This is a genomic window from Massilia sp. NBRC 108631, assembly GCF_059704565.1.
This window is the reverse complement of record NZ_BAAKJE010000287.1, coordinates 13,064-28,650: the sequence shown is the minus strand read 5'-3', so window position 1 is coordinate 28,650 and position 15,587 is coordinate 13,064. Positions and strand designations below refer to the sequence as shown.

14 protein-coding genes are annotated in these 15,587 nt (G+C 66.8%); 1 reads left to right on the top strand and 13 read right to left on the bottom strand.

Going from position 1 to position 15,587, the window contains the following annotated elements:
* Positions 1-257: 257 nt before the first annotated feature.
* A complete protein-coding gene (gene murJ / locus AC6H42_RS31295; RefSeq protein ID WP_497549755.1) occupies positions 258-1,808 on the top strand; it encodes a murein biosynthesis integral membrane protein MurJ in 1,551 nt (516 codons plus the stop codon).
* A 72-nt stretch (positions 1,809-1,880) separates the two neighbouring features.
* On the opposite strand, the gene AC6H42_RS31290 is transcribed toward murJ, so the two are convergent.
* The 13 genes from AC6H42_RS31290 to AC6H42_RS31230 all read right to left on the bottom strand — a co-directional run bounded on the left by AC6H42_RS31290 (position 1,881) and on the right by AC6H42_RS31230 (position 15,571).
* Positions 1,881-2,369 carry an FxDxF family PEP-CTERM protein gene (locus tag AC6H42_RS31290; protein WP_057158774.1) on the bottom strand — a complete coding sequence of 163 codons (489 nt, stop codon included), beginning with the start codon at positions 2,367-2,369 and terminating at the stop codon, positions 1,881-1,883.
* 220 nt (positions 2,370-2,589) lie between these two features.
* Positions 2,590-3,339 carry a type II secretion system protein gene (locus tag AC6H42_RS31285; protein ID WP_497549754.1) on the bottom strand — a complete coding sequence of 250 codons (750 nt, stop codon included), beginning with the start codon at positions 3,337-3,339 and terminating at the stop codon, positions 2,590-2,592.
* Entirely contained in the window at positions 3,305-3,691 is a 387-nt protein-coding gene (locus tag AC6H42_RS31280; RefSeq protein ID WP_057158775.1) for a type II secretion system protein, read from the bottom strand. Before AC6H42_RS31280 ends, AC6H42_RS31285 begins: the two co-directional genes overlap by 35 nt.
* A complete protein-coding gene (locus AC6H42_RS31275) occupies positions 3,685-4,161 on the bottom strand; it encodes a type II secretion system protein (RefSeq protein WP_057158776.1) in 477 nt (158 codons plus the stop codon). The genes AC6H42_RS31280 and AC6H42_RS31275 overlap by 7 nt, the downstream gene beginning before the upstream one ends.
* Entirely contained in the window at positions 4,158-6,245 is a 2,088-nt protein-coding gene (locus tag AC6H42_RS31270) for a secretin GspD/PilQ domain-containing protein (RefSeq protein WP_057158777.1), read from the bottom strand. The genes AC6H42_RS31275 and AC6H42_RS31270 overlap by 4 nt, the downstream gene beginning before the upstream one ends.
* A complete protein-coding gene (locus tag AC6H42_RS31265) occupies positions 6,245-6,799 on the bottom strand; it encodes a hypothetical protein (protein ID WP_497549753.1) in 555 nt (184 codons plus the stop codon). Before AC6H42_RS31265 ends, AC6H42_RS31270 begins: the two co-directional genes overlap by 1 nt.
* Entirely contained in the window at positions 6,796-7,410 is a 615-nt protein-coding gene (locus tag AC6H42_RS31260; RefSeq protein ID WP_057158779.1) for a hypothetical protein, read from the bottom strand. Before AC6H42_RS31260 ends, AC6H42_RS31265 begins: the two co-directional genes overlap by 4 nt.
* Positions 7,407-8,009, bottom strand: a complete 603-nt coding sequence (locus AC6H42_RS31255; RefSeq protein WP_057158780.1) for a PilN domain-containing protein — start codon at positions 8,007-8,009, stop codon at positions 7,407-7,409. The genes AC6H42_RS31260 and AC6H42_RS31255 overlap by 4 nt, the downstream gene beginning before the upstream one ends.
* On the bottom strand, positions 8,006-8,854 hold the full coding sequence (locus AC6H42_RS31250; protein WP_057158781.1) for a hypothetical protein: 849 nt from the start codon (positions 8,852-8,854) through the stop codon (positions 8,006-8,008). The genes AC6H42_RS31255 and AC6H42_RS31250 overlap by 4 nt, the downstream gene beginning before the upstream one ends.
* Positions 8,847-10,562, bottom strand: a complete 1,716-nt coding sequence (locus AC6H42_RS31245; RefSeq protein WP_057158999.1) for a GspE/PulE family protein — start codon at positions 10,560-10,562, stop codon at positions 8,847-8,849. The genes AC6H42_RS31250 and AC6H42_RS31245 overlap by 8 nt, the downstream gene beginning before the upstream one ends.
* A complete protein-coding gene (locus tag AC6H42_RS31240) occupies positions 10,562-11,758 on the bottom strand; it encodes a type II secretion system F family protein (protein WP_057158782.1) in 1,197 nt (398 codons plus the stop codon). Before AC6H42_RS31240 ends, AC6H42_RS31245 begins: the two co-directional genes overlap by 1 nt.
* 53 nt (positions 11,759-11,811) lie before the next feature.
* Positions 11,812-12,255 (bottom strand): type II secretion system major pseudopilin GspG, encoded by a 444-nt coding sequence (gene gspG, locus AC6H42_RS31235; protein ID WP_057158783.1) that lies wholly within the window; start codon positions 12,253-12,255, stop codon positions 11,812-11,814.
* A gap of 142 nt (positions 12,256-12,397) precedes the next feature.
* Positions 12,398-15,571, bottom strand: a complete 3,174-nt coding sequence (locus AC6H42_RS31230; RefSeq protein WP_057158784.1) for a S8 family serine peptidase — start codon at positions 15,569-15,571, stop codon at positions 12,398-12,400.
* Between the last annotated feature and the right edge of the window lie 16 nt (positions 15,572-15,587).

The following is a 15,587-nucleotide window of genomic DNA, read 5'->3' as shown; positions in this document are numbered from 1 at the left end:
TCCTAATCGTTGTCAAAGTTCGTTTGCAAACAATAGCGTTTGCCAAACAGGTGTTTGTTCAGTCTGTCTGCCTAACCATGTAAGCCAAGGGACGCTGGCAAAACATTAGTGTCTGCGATACTGAAATCTGTACAGCCTTAAATTATAGCGGGCTTTTGGCGGCAGGGCAATTCCCAAAATGGCAAATTGCTCTTTTTGCAGCAGTTTCACGGGGCCTTAAGCCTGCGCGGCGGACGCGCCCGCTATAATCGCCGCCCATGAACCTGCTCAAAACCCTCGCTGCCATCTCCAGCATGACCATGCTGTCCCGCGTCACCGGCCTGCTGCGCGAAAGCCTGTTCGCGCGCGCTTTCGGCGCCGGCGCCTACACGGACGCCTTCATCGTCGCCTTCCGCATTCCCAACCTGCTGCGCCGGCTGTTCGCCGAGGGCGCGTTCTCGCAGGCCTTCGTGCCCATCCTGGCCGAATACAAGAACCAGCACGGGCAGCAGGCCAGCAAGGACCTGGCCGACCATGTGGCCACCACGCTGGTGTGGGCCACGGTGCTGGTGAGCGCGCTCGGTATCATAGGCGCCCCGCTGTTCGTCTACCTGATTGCCACCGGCCTGCGCAGCACGCCGGACGCCTTCGACGCCTCGGTCTGGATGACGCGGCTGATGTTCCCCTATATTGCCTTCATGTCCTTCGTGGCGCTGTCCGGCGGCATATTGAACACCTGGCGCCAGTTCAAGATCCCCGCGTTCACGCCGGTACTGCTGAACCTGAGCTTCATCGCCGCCTCGCTGTTCCTGGCGCAGCACCTGGCGCAGCCGATCTACGCCATGGCCATCGCGGTGTTCGTCGGCGGCATCCTGCAGGTGGCCATCCAGGTACCGGCGCTGATCCGCATCGGCATGCTGCCGCGCCTCTATCTGAATCCCATGGTCGGCTTGCGCGACGGCGGCGTGCGGCGCGTGCTGAAAAAGATGGGGCCGGCCGTGTTCGCCGTGTCGGCGGCCCAGATCAGCCTGATGATCAACACCAGCATTGCTTCGCGCCTGGCCGAGGGCAGCATCTCCTGGCTGTCCTACGCGGACCGGCTGATGGAATTCCCCACCGCCATGCTGGGGGTGGCGCTGGGCACCATCTTGCTGCCAAGCCTGGCAAAGGCCAATGCCGACGCCGACCACGAGGAATACTCGGACTTGCTGGACTGGGGCCTGCGCCTGACCTTCCTGCTGGCCCTGCCGGCCGCGGTCGGCATGGCGACCCTGGCGGTGCCGCTGATCAGCACGCTATTCCACTACGGCAAATTCACCGCCGAGGCAGCCATCATGTCGGCCCAGCCCCTGATGGCCTACAGCGCCGGCCTGATCGGCATTATCCTGGTGAAGACACTGGCGCCGGCGTTTTACGCCAAGCAGGACATCCGCACGCCGGTGAAGATCGCCGTGGGCGTGCTGATTGCCACGCAGCTCATGAATCTGTTGTTTGTACCCTACATCGCCGTCTCCGGACTCGCGCTTTCCATCGGTTTGGGGGCCTGCATCAACGCCGCCTTCCTGTACCGGGGCTTGCGCCGGCGCGGCGTGTACCAGCCCAAAGCTGGCTGGGGGAAATTTTATTTGAAACTATTGGTTGCAGTCGGTTTCATGGGTGCCGCCGCATGGTTCGCTGCAGCAAAATTTGACTGGCTTGCAATGAGCCACCAACCTTTCCTGCGTGCAGGTATATTATTTCTTTTAATAACTATCTGTGCGGTAATTTATTTCCTGGCATTATTTATTATGGGCTTCCGTTTCCGCGACTTTAAAAGGCGCGCCAAGTAGCGCAGCCATCGCGCCAGTGCCCCGGATACAAAAAAACCCGCTTGCGCGGGTTTTTTTAAGCTTGATCCCGCCTCATGCGTCAGTATCTTTTTTGCGGCGAGCCAGGAAAGCCAGGATGCCCAGGCCACCCAACAGCATGCCGTAGGTAGCTGGTTCCGGAACTGCCGTTACGCTCACTTCGCCGCTGTACTTGGCGCCCACGCCGCCTACGCCGAACAGGTTCAGCACGAATGGCGCAGCGCCGCTGTGCTCAACGCCGAAGAAGCGCAGTTTGCCGTCGTTGAAGACGCTGCCGGTGGTGCCGTTCAGGTTCGACAGAGTGCCGTCGAAGGTCAGGTTCTGGCCGCTGATCGTCACAACGATCTCGTACAGGCCTGGTGCCAGGCCGCCAAAAGTGATCACGTCGGAGCCGCCCGACAGCACATCATCGACCGGGGATTTGACGGATTGGAAGAAGTTGTTCGCCAGCGGGTTGTCATCCAGAATGACCAGCTGATCAGCCGCCGAGGCGCCGAAGGATGCTGCGGCCAACAGGCTCGCAACAATAAGTTTCAATTTCATAGGTTATCCTTAAAAAGTTGATGTTATTGGTTGATGAGCCAACCAACGTTTAATCGGGACTGCGAAGGCAGCATAGCATAAATACATTAAAAGTCTTGTTCTTTTGATTATATTTAATTTCCGATAATAAAGTAATTTATGCAAGTAATTTAATTATGTTGCACAGCAATATTTGGATCAGTAAAAAGCCCGGCATGCGAGGGCATCCGGGCTTGTTGGATCACTTTTGCGGCTCAGGCGGCAGGTCGGGATCGGGCTTGGTCTCGTCCGCCTTGGCCTCCTCGGCCGGCGGCTCGGGCCGGGTGGCGGGCTCGGGCGGGGCCGGCGGTTCGGCCGGCTCGGCCGGCTCGGCGGGCGCGTCGGCCGGCGGCGCTCCGGCGCCAGCGACGGCGCCGGATGGCGGCTGGCCAGGCAGCGGCGGCTGGCCGGGACGGGGCTGGCTGGTGGGCGGCTGCCCCGGCAAAGGCTGGGCGTCGCCGGCGCTGACAAATTTCCAGTCCGCGATACGCTGCTTGCCTTCGAAACCCTGGAAGCGCGCCGGGAAGTTGCCGATCTTGACAGGCTTGGCGTCGGACAGGCTGTACACCGCTACCACGCCGGTGGTGCCGGCCGCGTAGCTGATGCCCCACTCGGCCTTGCCGGTCATGGGATCGACAAAAATCTTGCGCAAGTGGCGCCGCACGGCGGGAAAGCGCGGGTCCAGCAGCAGTTCCTTGAGCGAAGGCGGCTGGGTCGGCTGGCCGGGCGGCGTGGCCTTGGCATAGCTTTGCAGCGCGTCGCTGAACTGGGCGCCGATGTTGAGCAATTCACGCTCGGCGGCACTGCGCTGCATCACCGCGCCCAGCTTGACGGCGGTCGCGCCCACCAGGCCGATGATGGCCACCAGGATGATCAGGCTGATGTAGGTGAAACCGGCGCGGCGGCGCCCGGCCGGCCTACCAGTCCGCGTAGGGCTTGCCATGGCGGTCATTGCCGGGCGCTCCGCTCTTCAGGTCCGCCACGCCGCCCTTGCTGCCGTCTTCCGGCGGCACCAGCACCCAGGTGGTGCTGCTCTCGGTGATGGGATCGATGGGCGCGGCGCGCAGGTATTTTTTCTCCACCAGCTGTTCCAGCGTGTCGGGGTAGCGGCCGGTGTCGCCGTAGTACTGGTCGATGGTGGCGCGGGTGCTGCGCAGGTTGTCGGCCAGGATGGTTTCCCTGGCGCTGTCGACGCTGGGGAAATAGCGCGGCACGGCCAGCGTCAGCAGCAGCGCGATGATGCCCAGCACCACCAGCAGCTCGATCAGCGTGAATCCTCGTTGGGCTTTGTTCATCGTTACCATTTTTTATAGGGCACGCCGTTCAGGCCGGTCTTCTCGGACAGGGAAAAGACATCGTACACGTCCTCCCCTTCGCGCGGCTGGTCGGCGTCGCTGGCATAGCTGCGCAGCCCCCAGGTTTGCGCGTCGGAGGCGTCCGGCTCGGAACTGAAGGGGTCGCGCGGAATGCGGCGCAGGAAGTAGATCTTGCTGCGCTTGGGGTTTTTCTGGTCCTGCACGCCTTCCACCAGCAGCTCCAGGTTCTTCGGGTAGCCGGTGCTGAGGGTGCTCTTGGCCACGCGGCCGTCGTCGTAGGCTTGCTTGTAGGCGTCGATGGCCTGGCGGATCTCGTGCAGCGAGCGGCGCAGCTCCTGCTCGTTGCGGCGCTGTATGGTCACCTGGGCCACCGGCACCACGAGCGTGCCCAGCAGGCCCAGGATGGCCAGCGTCACCAGCAGTTCGATCAGCGTGAAGCCACGGCGCCGCGGGTTCATTTTGCGGGCGGCTGCGGCGGGGCCGGTATCGGCGCCGCAGGTTCGGGCTGGGCCACGCTGGTGGCGGGGCCGGGTTGCGAGGTGGACAGCGGCACGCCGGCCGGCGCACTGGCCGGCAGCGCGGGCGCCGTGCCGGAAGCATCGGCGCCGGAGACGGCCGGCGTGGCCGGCAGCGGCTGGCCGGGCGCCGGCACCGGCAGCGGCTGGGCGCCCTGGCCTTGCTGGCCCGGCGGCGGCAGCTGCGGCGCGCCGGGACGCACCGGGGCTGCCGGCGCGCTGGGCGCGCCCAGCGGCAGCGTCACCGTGGTGCGCACGGCGGGATCGGGACGGCGGCGGAAATTGCCCTCGGTGCCAGCCGAGAATTCGGCGGCCGCCGCTTCGGGACGCTGCACGTTGCGGATCAGGTGCGGCGTAATCGACAGCACGATTTCCGTTTTTTGCTTGTCGTCCGTGGTGCTGCCGAACAGGCGGCCGAGGATGGGCACGTCGCCGAACAGCGGCACCTTGCTGCCGTTACTGCGGTCTTCATTGTTGATCAGGCCGGCCAGCACCTGGTTCTCGCCGTCCTTCAGCTGCAGCATGGTGGTGGCCTGGCGGGTGCCGATCTGGTAAGCCTTGGTGCCGGACTTGGTCTCCACCTGGCTGACCAGGTTGCTGACCTCGAGCGCCACGCGGATCGCCACTTCGTTGTTCAGGTAGATGGTGGGCTCGGCGTTCAGCGTCAGGCCCACGTCCACGTAGCTGACCGACTCGCTGGCGAAGCCGCCGGTGCCGGGCGAGATGGTGGTGGTAATCACCGGCACCTTGTCGCCGATCAGGATCTTGGCCTTTTCCTTGTTGCGCACGCGGATGCGCGGATTGGCCAGCAGCTTGCTGTCGCCGTCGGTCTTGTTGGCGTTGGCGGTCAGGTTGACGGCCGACACGCCGATGCTGCGCTGGTTCAGGTGGTTCAGGTCGTTAATCGTCAGCACCGTGCCGCCGGAGGAGATCAGCGGACCGAAGGTGACGCTGGAGGGCCAGGCCACGCCCAGCTCCATCAGGCGCGTGCGCTTCACCTCCAAAATCTCCACTTCCAGCATCACTTCCGGCTCGGCCACATCCTGCAGCGCCACCAGGCGCTCGGCCAGGCGGATCGCCTCGGCATTGTCGCGCACGATCAGCAGATTCAGTTTTTCGTCCACCACCACGTCGCGCGACTTGAGGATGGTCTTCAGCGTGTTGGCCACCGACTTGGCCTCGGCGTTGGCCAGGAAGAAGGTCTTGACCACCATCTCCTGGTATTCCTTCAGCTTGGCCGCCACGTTGGGGTAGATCAGGATGGTGTTGCCGTCCAGGACCTGCTGCTCGAGCTGGTTGGTCATCAGCAGATAGTAGACCGCTGCTTCCACGGTGCTGTTCTTCAGGAAGATGGACGCTTTCTGGTCGGTCTTGACGTCCTTGTCGAACACGAAATTGAGGCCGGAGCGGCGCGCGATAATCTCGAACACCTGCTTTAGCGGCGCGTCGCGGAACTCGATGCTGATGGGCTGCCTGAAGGCCTTCGACAGGCCCGCCTCCGCAGTCGGCTGGGCGCCCTTCTCGTTTACGTCGCGCAGCATCAGGCGCGCCTGCTCGTAGGACGGTTTTTCGGCCAGCACGGCATTGAGCTTTTGCCGGGCGCCGTCGTAGTCCTTCCTGGCGGCCAGCTCGCCGGCCGAGGCCACCATTTTTTCCAGCCGCTCGGACGCTTCCACCGCGCGCAGGCCGGCGCGGGCGCGCTCGTTCATCGGGTCCAGCGCCAGCACGCGCTGGTAGCCCTGCTGGGCCGGGGCGCGGCGGCCATCGGCCAGTTCGCGGTCGGCCTGCTCCAGGTACTGCACGGCGGCGCGGTCGCGCGTCAGCAAGTAGGCGGAGCGGAACTGCGCGTTCTGCGGGTCCTTGGAAATGGCTTCCTGGAACTTGGCCAGGCCCGCTTCCGGATTGTTCTGCTCGACCAGGGCGCGGCCCTCGCGGAACGCCATCTCGCCGGCGCAGCCGGCCAAGGCCAGCGCCACCAGCGCGGCCATGGCCGTGGTTTTGAACATGCGGTGTGGGATGCGGGCCATTAGTCGGGAACTCCAATATTGAGCTGCTGGGATTGATTCAGCGGCAGATAGGTAAGCTTCAGCATGGGCGGCGCGATGGCGTCGACGCGGTAGACGCCGTCGATCACCGTTTGCGCGCGCACCACGTAGGTCTTGTCGGCGCGGGCCAGGAAGACTTCCCAGGCGCCGTCGCTGGCCGCCTTGCCGATGTAGGTGAACGGCAGCGGCGGCGCCTGGGGCGGCGGCGGCGGCGGCGGCGGCGCCGGCGCAGGTGGCGGTGGCGGCGGCGCCCAGTTCTGGCTGCCGAACACGCCCCCCGCCCCGCCGAAGCTGCCTTCGCCGGACTCGCCTATCAGTTCGGCGCGCGGCAGCAGGCGCAGGATCTGCACCTCCGCCGGTGCGCCCTTGGCGGCAACCGGCGCAGTTACGGGGGGCGCGGCGGCCGGCGCACCGGCGGGCGCGCGGCGATCCACCGCTTCGGCGACCTCGCCGTCCGCAGGCGACTTGTCACCGAAGATCACCAGGCCGGCGGCGCCGGCCAGCGCGGCGGCCATCAGCATGTGGCGCGGCGTCATGGCTGCCCCGGCACGGCGCCGTCCTTCAAGTCCTTCAGGTACAGCGTGAAGCGCATGCGCGCCTCCACCTGCGTGTCGCCGATGTTCTCGCGGCGGAAGCCGATGTCGTCCAGCGCAGCGAACGGCAGTTCGCGCAAAGCTGTCAGCGCGAACTGCCAGATGGCCTGGTAGCTGCCTTTGACCGGCAGTGTGATCTGGTAGCTGGCGACGCGGCTGGCCTTGTCGTAGCCCAACTTGTACTCGCCCTGGTTCAGGCTCAGGCCCGCCTTCGTGGCCAGCCCGAACAGGACCTTCACGTGCTGCTCGGCGTAGCGCTTTTCACCCAGTGTTTCCTGGAACAGGGCCAGGTTTTCATTGGCCGACGGCGGCGGCGCGGCCACCACCAGCGCGCCCGGCGCCGGCAGCGGACGGGCCAGCGCCACGCGCTGCTCTGCGCGCTGCGGAATCAGCCAGGCCCACGCCGCGGCGCCCGCCACGCACAGTAAAGCCGCCACGCAGCCAGCGGCGCCGGCGCGCACAGCGGCCAGGCGCGCGCGCAGCAGCACGGCCGGCACGGACAGCTGCGCCGAGGCCGCCGGCTGCTTGCGCTGCTTGGTGCCTTGCGCCGTCATCGCGCCCCCCACTGCGCTTCGACCTGGAAGCGGATCGGCCGGTTTGGATCGGTGTCGTTGATTTCATGCCGCGACAAGGCCGCGCCAACGAAAAATTCCTGCTGCTTGAGCTGTTCGATGTAGGCGATCATGTCATCCGCGTTCCTGGCTTCGGCGCTGATCTTCAGCATCTGCTTGTTGGGGTCCGGCTCCAGCGCCAGCAAGGCCACGCTGGCCGGCGTGGCCGCGCCCACCGCTTCCTGCATGTCGCGCCACGGCAGGTTCAGCTGCAGCACGGCGGCGTTGATGGCTTTCGCCTGCGCGTCCGGTATCCGCACCTTGGCTGCCTGCACGGCGGCCGCGCCCTGTGCGCCCTGCCGCTGCTGCACCAGTTGCTGCTGTTGCTCCTGCAAGGCGCGCTGCTGCCGGCGCTCCAGCTCGCGCACCTGGGCCGCGCGGACGCGCTGCTGCTGCACCATCTGGTAGCCGTACAGGGCGGCGCCGGCGCACAGCGCCAGGCCCAGCACGCAGCCTGCCAGCGCAGCAGGATGTTCCCGGCCCAGCCGGTACAGCGCGCGGCGCCAGCCCGGCGCGGCGAAATCGATGCGCATTTTCCTCATGCGGCCAGCCCTCCGCACGCCAGCACGCTCGCCAGCGACCAGCTGTCCTCGCCCGGCGCGGCGGCGCCCAGCGTGCTGCAGGAAATCTGCCCGGCGTTGGCGGCGGGCTTGGCCAGCAGCGGCGGCACCTGGCCGCACAGCTGCAGCAGCTGCGGCGCGTCCACGCCGGCCAGCAGCGCTTCGCGTTGCAGCGTTTGCGCCAGCCAGTACTGGTCGGCGCCGCGCGGCACAGGCATTGCGCGGATCGCGTGCAGGCGCCGGCTGGCGATGATGGCCAGCGTCAGCAGATGGTCGTGCACCTGGCCGAACCACGCGCCGTCCTTGAGCGCGCCCTGCCAGCGGTTCCACGCGGTCACGAAATGCGGCAGCACTTCCACCACCGCCATGCCGTGATCGGCGGCGGCCTGCTCCAGCGTCGCCAGCAAGGGCTGCGGCATGGCTGCGGCAAAGAACGGCTGCCCGGTGTCCCAGTCGGCGACGATTTTCCAGCCGCCGGCCGGTTCGCCGTACAGGCTGTGAAAGCGCAGCGCGGCTGCCGCTTCCAGGTCGGCCAGGCGCGCAGCCTGGGCCGGCGGCGTGACGGACCACATGCGGGCCAGGTCGTCGGCCAGCACGAAGCCGGCCGGCCAGCCCTGCACGTCCTGTCCCGCCAGCAGCTCGCGCAGCGCCAGGCCAATGGCATGATGGGCGTGCAGCGCGCCGACGCCTTCCGGCGAAAACGGCTGCTCGGCCAGCAGCTCGGCGCGGGGGCCGAACCAGCGGCTGACCTTCAGCAGGCTCACGGCGAAACCCGACACGCCGATGCGCAGCGACTGCCCCGGCAGTCTGTTGAGCAGTCTAGGCATGCAGCGTCACCCGCTTGATTTCCGACAGCGTGGTGCCGCCGCGCTTGACCAGCTCGAGCGCGGCCAGGCGCAGGCTGCGGGTGCCGTTCTTGTAGGCGGCGGCCTTGATCTGGCGGATCGGTTTTTTGTCCACGATCAGTTCCCGTATTTCGTCGTTCAGCGTGAGTATCTCGGCAATCGAGCGGCGCCCCTTGTAGCCGGTGCCGCGGCAGTCGCCGCAGCCCTTGCCTTCCATGAAGCGGTAGTCGAAGGCGTCGGCGCGGGTCAGGTTGACGCTGGCCAGTTCCTGGTCCGAGGGCGTGTATTCGGCCGCGCAGTGCGGGCAATTGATGCGCACCAGGCGCTGCGCCCAGATGCCGTTCAGCGCCGACACGAAGGCGTATGGATCGATGCCCATGTGGGTGAAGCGGCCGAACACGTCGAACACATTGTTGGCGTGCACCGTGGTGAGCACCAGGTGGCCGGTGAGCGCGGACTGCACGGCGATTTCGGCGGTCTCGCGGTCGCGGATCTCGCCCACCATGATCTTGTCCGGGTCGTGGCGCAAAATCGAGCGCAGGCCCTTGGCAAAGGTCAGGCCCTTCTTCTCGTTGACCGGGATCTGCAGGATGCCGGGCAGCTGGTATTCCACCGGGTCTTCAATGGTGATGATCTTTTCACGGCCGTTGTGGATCTCGGTGAGCGCGGCGTACAAGGTGGTGGTCTTGCCCGAGCCGGTGGGGCCGGTCACCAGCAGCATGCCGTAGGCTTCCTGCGCCAGCACGCGCAACGTGGCCAGCGAGGGCGCGTCGAAGCCCAGCGCCTCCAGTGTAAGCGAGCCGTAGGCCTCGATCATGGCACGCTTGTCCAGAATACGGATTACCGCGTCTTCGCCGTGGATGCTGGGCATGATGGACACGCGCAGGTCGATCTCCCGCCCGCCCGCCTCGACACGGAAGCTGCCGTCCTGCGGAATGCGCCGTTCGGAAATGTCCAGTTCCGCCAGCACCTTCAGGCGCGAGATGATCTGCTCGGCCACTTCGATGCCGTTGACGGCGGTGGCGTGATCGAGCACGCCGTCCACCCTGTACTTGACGGCCAGCCCGCCGGCGGTGCTTTCCAGGTGGATGTCGGAGGCGCCGGCCTTGAGCGCGTCGTACAAGGTGGAATTCACCAGCCGCACGGCGGGGCTGGCAGCCTCGGACACGGAGGCGAAGGACAGCACGGCGGCAGTCTTGCCGTCGCGCCGGCCCTCGCTGGCGCCGGGCAGCAGGCTGTCCACCGCGCGCGCCGATTCCTCCTGCTTGGACAGGTAGGCCTGGATGTCGGCCTGCAGCGCCAGCCGCGTTTGCAGCGGCGTATGCGGTGTGGCGCGCGCCTGGGCGCCCAGCCAGGTCTGCAGGTCGAGGTCGAAGGGGTCGGCGATCACGCCCACCAGCAGGCCGTCGTGCGCGCGCAGCAGCACGCAGCGGCGCGCCATGGCCTGCGACAGCGGCAGCAGGTCGAAGGCCGGCGTAAAGCTGAGCATGTCCACCGTTTCCAGCACGGCCAGGCCGAAGGGCTGGGCCAGCGCGTGCACCGCCAGGCGCGGCTCGATGCCGGTCAGCGCTTCCAGCTCTTCCACCAGGCTGCGCTTGCTCTGTTGGGCGCGCGCGCGGGCGCGGATCAGCATGGCATGCTCGATTGCCGGGACCGCCGGGCTGGCCGCATCCCTGGCCGGGGTTGGCATCATGACATGTCTCCAGCGAGATCGAAAATTGGCATGTAGAGTAACACCACGATGGCGCCCACCACCAGGCCGATGCAGGCCATCAGCAGCGGCTCGAACGTGCGCGTGAAACGGTCGATCCAGCGGCTGATTTCGCCGTCGTAGAAAGCAGCCGACTGGGTCAGCATGGGGCCCATGTCGCCGGTGCGCTCGCCCACCCGCAGCATGCGCAGCGAGATCGGCGTGGTCAGGCCGTTCGCCTCGAAGGCGGACGACAGCGGCAAGCCCGATTCGACGTGCGCGCGCGCGGCCTGCAAGCCTTGCCGCACCGACGGCGAGACCATGCCTTGCACCGTGTCGATGGCGTGCAGGATGGTGATGCCGCCTTCGCTGAGCATGCCCAGCGTAAGGTACAGGCGCGACAACTCGTAGATGCGCACGCGCTCGCCGATGCCCGGCAGGCGCGACATGAGCCGCAGCAGGCCGCCGTTGGCCATCAGGCGGCGCAGGCCGAACACCAGGCTGCCCAGCAGCAGCGCCAGGCCGGCCAGCAAGGCGGTGGTGTGGGCGGCGGCGAACTGGCCCCAGCCGAGCATGAGCTGCGACATCCACGGCAGGTTGCGCCCGGCGCCCTGGTAGACCTCGGCGAAGCGCGGCACCACGTAGGTAATCAGGAACAGGCTGACGCCGCCGCCCACCAGCAGCAGGATGGAAGGATAGATGGCGGCGCTGACAATCTTGGCGCGCACCGTGTCGATGCGCTGCTGGTAATCGATAAAGCGCGACAGGGCGCGCGGCAAATCGCTGGTGCCTTCGGCGGCCTTGACGATGCCGACGTACAGCGGCGGGAACAATGCAGGCTGCTCGGCCAGCACGGCCGAGAAGCGCTGGCCTTCGCGCAGGCCGCCCAGCAGGCGTTCCAGCACGCCGCGCGTGGCGGGGCTGGCTTCCTTTTCCAGCAGCGCTTCCAGCGCCTCGACCACGCCCAGGCCGGCGGTGAGCAGCGCCAGCAATTCCTGGCTGAACAGCACCAGCGACAGCGACTTGCCCTGGCCCCTGCCTAGGGGCAGGCCGAGGCCGCCGCGCACCGGCGCGATGGCGCTGACGAACAGGCCGCGCGCCTCCACCTGGCGGCGCGCGTCCGCTTCGTCGCGGCCGTCGACCACCTGGCGGCCGATCACCATCTCCGGCGACAAGGTACGTACTTCGAACTGCATGGGGAGCCGGTTTGCTGAGGTTGCTGTGGTTGCTGTCGCTAAGCCGCGGAAGGTTATTGGGACGTGATGTCGGCGTCTTCGCCGGTGCCGCCGGGCTGGCCATCTTTGCCCAGGGACAAAATCTCATATTCGCCCTTGGTGCCGGGCGCGCGGTACTGGTAAGGCTTGCCCCACGGATCGGGCGGCACGCCTTTTTTCAGGTAGGGACCGTTCCATTTGGCGCCGGCCGATGCGGGCGCAGCCAGCAGCGCGCCCAGGCCTTCCTCGGCGCTGGGATAACGGCCCACGTCCAGGCGGTAGGTGTCGAGCGATTTTTCGAATGCTTCGATTTGCGCCTTGGCGATCGTCACTTCCGATTTGCCCAGCTGCGAGAAGTACTTGGGACCGACGTAGGCGGCCAGCAGGCCGATAATGACGATCACCACCAGCAGTTCCAGCAAGGTGAAACCGCGGGCGCGGCGTGGCGCTTTATTGCCTTGTAGCAGTGCTGCGTGCATCCGAACGACTCCTTTTTACGGCGGAAGGCTGAAACCGCCTAGCCTAACACGCTGTTTAAGCTTTCGACAACGTTTTCCGCAATAAAAACAGCCGCACAGGCCAAGCCTGTGCGGCTGCGGATACGGCCTTGCTAAACGACAATTAGTCGATCAGCTTGGCGCGGGTGCGATCCGATTCCGCCACCGGGATGGTGGCGCTGCCGGTGTTGACGTTGATGACGGTGGTGGTCTGCACGTTGCCGCTCAGGTCCTGGAACTGGAAACCGCCCAGATAGGAGGTATCGTTGGCCAGGCCGGACCAGGTGGCAGCCACACTGGCGGCCACATTGGCCACCACCTTGCCGGGCAGCGCCACGGTGAGCTTGCCGCCCACGTCGGCGGTGGTCACCACGGTCGAGAGCAGTTTGTGCGACATGGTCTCGCCGCCGCCGTAGGCCAGCACGCAGACCTTGTAGTTGCCAGCGTCCGGCGCGGCAATCTGCACCGCCTCGTTGCTGGTGGCATTGCCCGAGTAGCCCCAGGCGCCGGACGGGGTCAGCACGCCCAGGTCGTTGTCGTCGCCCTCGCTGCTGGTGTCGAGGTCGCGCAGCGCGAAGCGGGCCGCCACGCTGCCGGCTGGAATGGCCACGTTGTACACCTTCACGTTCGGCAGGTCGGTGCCGGCGGCGCAAGCCAGTTTCAGGTTGGCCGAGCTCAGGCCACCCGGCGTCAGCGTCACCTGCTCACCCAGGGTCGGCGCCTTCAGGCCGCCCTTGATGGCCGTCATGCGGCCGTTGAAGGTGGCTTTCACCGGGAAGATACGGGTGCCCGATGGCTTGTCGCCGGTCAGCAGCGCAGGCGAGGCGATCGACTTACCGGTGCGGGCCTGGATCGGGCTGCGCACCACGTGGCTGCCGTCGGTCCAGCTCAGGCTGCCGAAGTTCCACACGCCGTTGGCCGCGCCAGCGGTGGTCAGCTTGACGGTGAAGGCGGCGGTTTCGCCCGGCGCCAGCGTCAGGCTGGACGGGGTGACCACGGTGGTGAAGCCCGGCACCGAGGCGGTGGCGCTGTAGGTGGCGCTGGCGCCGCCCACGTTGGTCACCGAGCGGCGCACCGTCACGCTGTTCTGCACGCCGCCGACGGTGATCGACGGCAGGTTCAGGTTGTAGGACTCGTCCAGCGTGCCATACACGGTGCAATCGCTTTGCGGCTGCACGGCGGCCTTGTTCACCTTGCACTGGTAGGCCACGTAGTCAGCCTTTTTCGCGTCGTACACCAGGCCCGGATCGGCGGCCTTGTTCGGGTCGACGTGACCGGCGCCCTGCGCCCACGGCAGCAGGCCGTTCTGCGCGCCTGCCAGGTTGTCGTTCAGCGTGGTGAAGGCGGTGGTCATCAGCGCCGACTTGATGGCCGCAGGCGACCAGTCAGGATGCAGCTGGCGCAGCAGCAGGCCGAGCCCGGCCACGTGCGGACTGGACATCGAGGTGCCCTGGTAGGACGCATAGGCGGGCGGCGGCACCAGGGTGCCGGCGGCAACCAGCGCGTGCTCGGCCGGGGTCAGCGCTGCGGTGACGCTGGCGATGACGTCCACGCCGGGCGCGGTCAGGTCGGGCTTCAGCATATTGCTGTCGCCGGCATTCGGGCCGCGCGACGAGAAGCCGGCCATGATGGGGGCCGGCACCGACTTGATGGCGAAGGCGCCGATGGCAGCGCTGGCGTTGCCCGCCTGCGCGTAGGCCTTGATGGCGGCGCCATCGGCGGCCGACACGTGCACCGACGGCACCGAATGCGCTTCCGATACCAGGCCGCCGCCGTTGTCGGACAGGACCATGCCGGCGCCGCCGGCCTGCAGCACGGCCAGGCTCTTGTCGACGCGTGCATTGTCGCCGCGGGTGCAGATGACCACTTTGCCGGCCACCTTGGCCGGATCCAGCTTGACCTGGCCCAGCTGGGCGGCAGCGCCGGCGTCGCTGACGCACAGGCTGGCGGTGCCGCCGCCCAGGCCGGCGTCTTCCGCGCGGATCAGCGGCGCCGCCGACAGCGGATTGACGTTCAGCGAGGCGCCGCTGTACTTGGCGCCGTTGCCCAGGCTAACGTCCGCTTGCGTGCTGCGGTCGTGGGTGGACGCTGCCACCGTGGTCAGCCATGGGCTAACGTGGGCCACCGCTTGCGCAGGGCCGCTGTTGCCCGCCGACGCGGCGACGAACACGCCGGCCAGCGAGGCGCGGTAGAAGGCTTGCTCGACCGGGTCGTTGACCGAGGTCTGCGAACCGCTGATCGAGTAGTTGATGACGTTGACGCCATCCTTGACGGCGTCGTCGATTGCCAGCACCGAGTCGGAGTTGTAGCAGGTGTTGCTGGCGTTGGTGCCGTCTTCGGCGGTCGGATCGTCGAAGGTCCAGCACACCTTGTAGGCGGCGATGCGGGCGCGCGGCGCCATGCCGGTGCTGGCGCCCATCGGCACGCCGTTCACGGTGGCAAAGGCGCCGGAGTTGCCGGCGGCGGTGGAAGCGGTGTGGCTGCCGTGGCCGCCATGGCCGGTGGACACGCCGTTGCTGCCGATGTTGGAATCGCGCGGCGAGTAGAACTCGCTCCAGTTTTTCTTGGCGCCGTTCGGGGACGCGATGAAGCCGGCGTTGTAGTACTTGGCGCCGATCAGTTTGTTGTTGCAATGCAGCGCGGCGTCGAAGCCCTCGCCGCTCTGGCAGCCGCCCTTGAAGGTGGCCGGCGCGCTGGTGTAGGCCAGGGTGCCGGAGCCGTCGAAGGTCGGGTTGCCGTCGGCATCGACGCGGTCGGCGAAGGCTGGATTTTCAGGCCAGACACCGCTGTCGACCACGCCGATCACCATGTTCTCGCCCTTCACCAGCTGGCCGCCGGTGAATTTCGACCACAGCCCGCCGGCCGTGCTCAGGCCCAGGAAGCGCGCGCTGGAAATGGTATCGAGACGGCGCGCGGTATCGGCTTGCACGTCGGCCACGGCGGGATTGCTTTTCAGCGTCAGCACTTCGGCATCGGTCAGCTGCACGGCGAAGCCGTTCAGCACCACGTCGTAGTTGGCCACCACGGTCGGATTGCCGACGCTGGCCAGCACTTCGGTCTTGCGCTCGCCCAGGTAGCGGATGTATTCCTGCACGCTGGGCGCGCGGAAGTCGAATACCTGGCCGGGGGCTGGCTGGGTGGCAGCCAGGCCGCTGACGCCGCCGTTGTAGGTGGCGGCCGGTTGGTCTTGCAGCTGCACGATGTAGGTGCGGCGCTGTTCTTGCGCGGTGGCGGTGATCGCCAGGCTGGACATCAGTGCCAGCACGGCCAGCGAAATAGGACGCAGATTCAGGTTCATGATTTTTCCCGGAATA

Excerpts from the sequence above, each read along its gene's own strand:
- AC6H42_RS31250 (WP_057158781.1), bottom strand. The coding sequence starts at position 8,854 with ATGCCTAGACTGCTCAACAGACTGCCGGGGCAGTCGCTGCGCATCGGC.
- AC6H42_RS31265 (WP_497549753.1), bottom strand. The coding sequence starts at position 6,799 with ATGACGCCGCGCCACATGCTGATGGCCGCCGCGCTGGCCGGCGCCGCC.
- AC6H42_RS31260 (WP_057158779.1), bottom strand. The coding sequence starts at position 7,410 with ATGACGGCGCAAGGCACCAAGCAGCGCAAGCAGCCGGCGGCCTCGGCG.
- AC6H42_RS31285 (WP_497549754.1), bottom strand. The coding sequence starts at position 3,339 with ATGACCGCCATGGCAAGCCCTACGCGGACTGGTAGGCCGGCCGGGCGC.
- AC6H42_RS31275 (WP_057158776.1), bottom strand. The coding sequence starts at position 4,161 with ATGAACCCGCGGCGCCGTGGCTTCACGCTGATCGAACTGCTGGTGACG.
- gspG (WP_057158783.1), bottom strand. The coding sequence starts at position 12,255 with ATGCACGCAGCACTGCTACAAGGCAATAAAGCGCCACGCCGCGCCCGC.
- AC6H42_RS31290 (WP_057158774.1), bottom strand. The coding sequence starts at position 2,369 with ATGAAATTGAAACTTATTGTTGCGAGCCTGTTGGCCGCAGCATCCTTC.
- AC6H42_RS31270 (WP_057158777.1), bottom strand. The coding sequence starts at position 6,245 with ATGGCCCGCATCCCACACCGCATGTTCAAAACCACGGCCATGGCCGCG.
- AC6H42_RS31245 (WP_057158999.1), bottom strand. The coding sequence starts at position 10,562 with ATGCCAACCCCGGCCAGGGATGCGGCCAGCCCGGCGGTCCCGGCAATC.
- AC6H42_RS31240 (WP_057158782.1), bottom strand. The coding sequence starts at position 11,758 with ATGCAGTTCGAAGTACGTACCTTGTCGCCGGAGATGGTGATCGGCCGC.
- murJ (WP_497549755.1), top strand. The coding sequence starts at position 258 with ATGAACCTGCTCAAAACCCTCGCTGCCATCTCCAGCATGACCATGCTG.
- AC6H42_RS31230 (WP_057158784.1), bottom strand. The coding sequence starts at position 15,571 with ATGAACCTGAATCTGCGTCCTATTTCGCTGGCCGTGCTGGCACTGATG.
- AC6H42_RS31255 (WP_057158780.1), bottom strand. The coding sequence starts at position 8,009 with ATGAGGAAAATGCGCATCGATTTCGCCGCGCCGGGCTGGCGCCGCGCG.
- AC6H42_RS31280 (WP_057158775.1), bottom strand. The coding sequence starts at position 3,691 with ATGGTAACGATGAACAAAGCCCAACGAGGATTCACGCTGATCGAGCTG.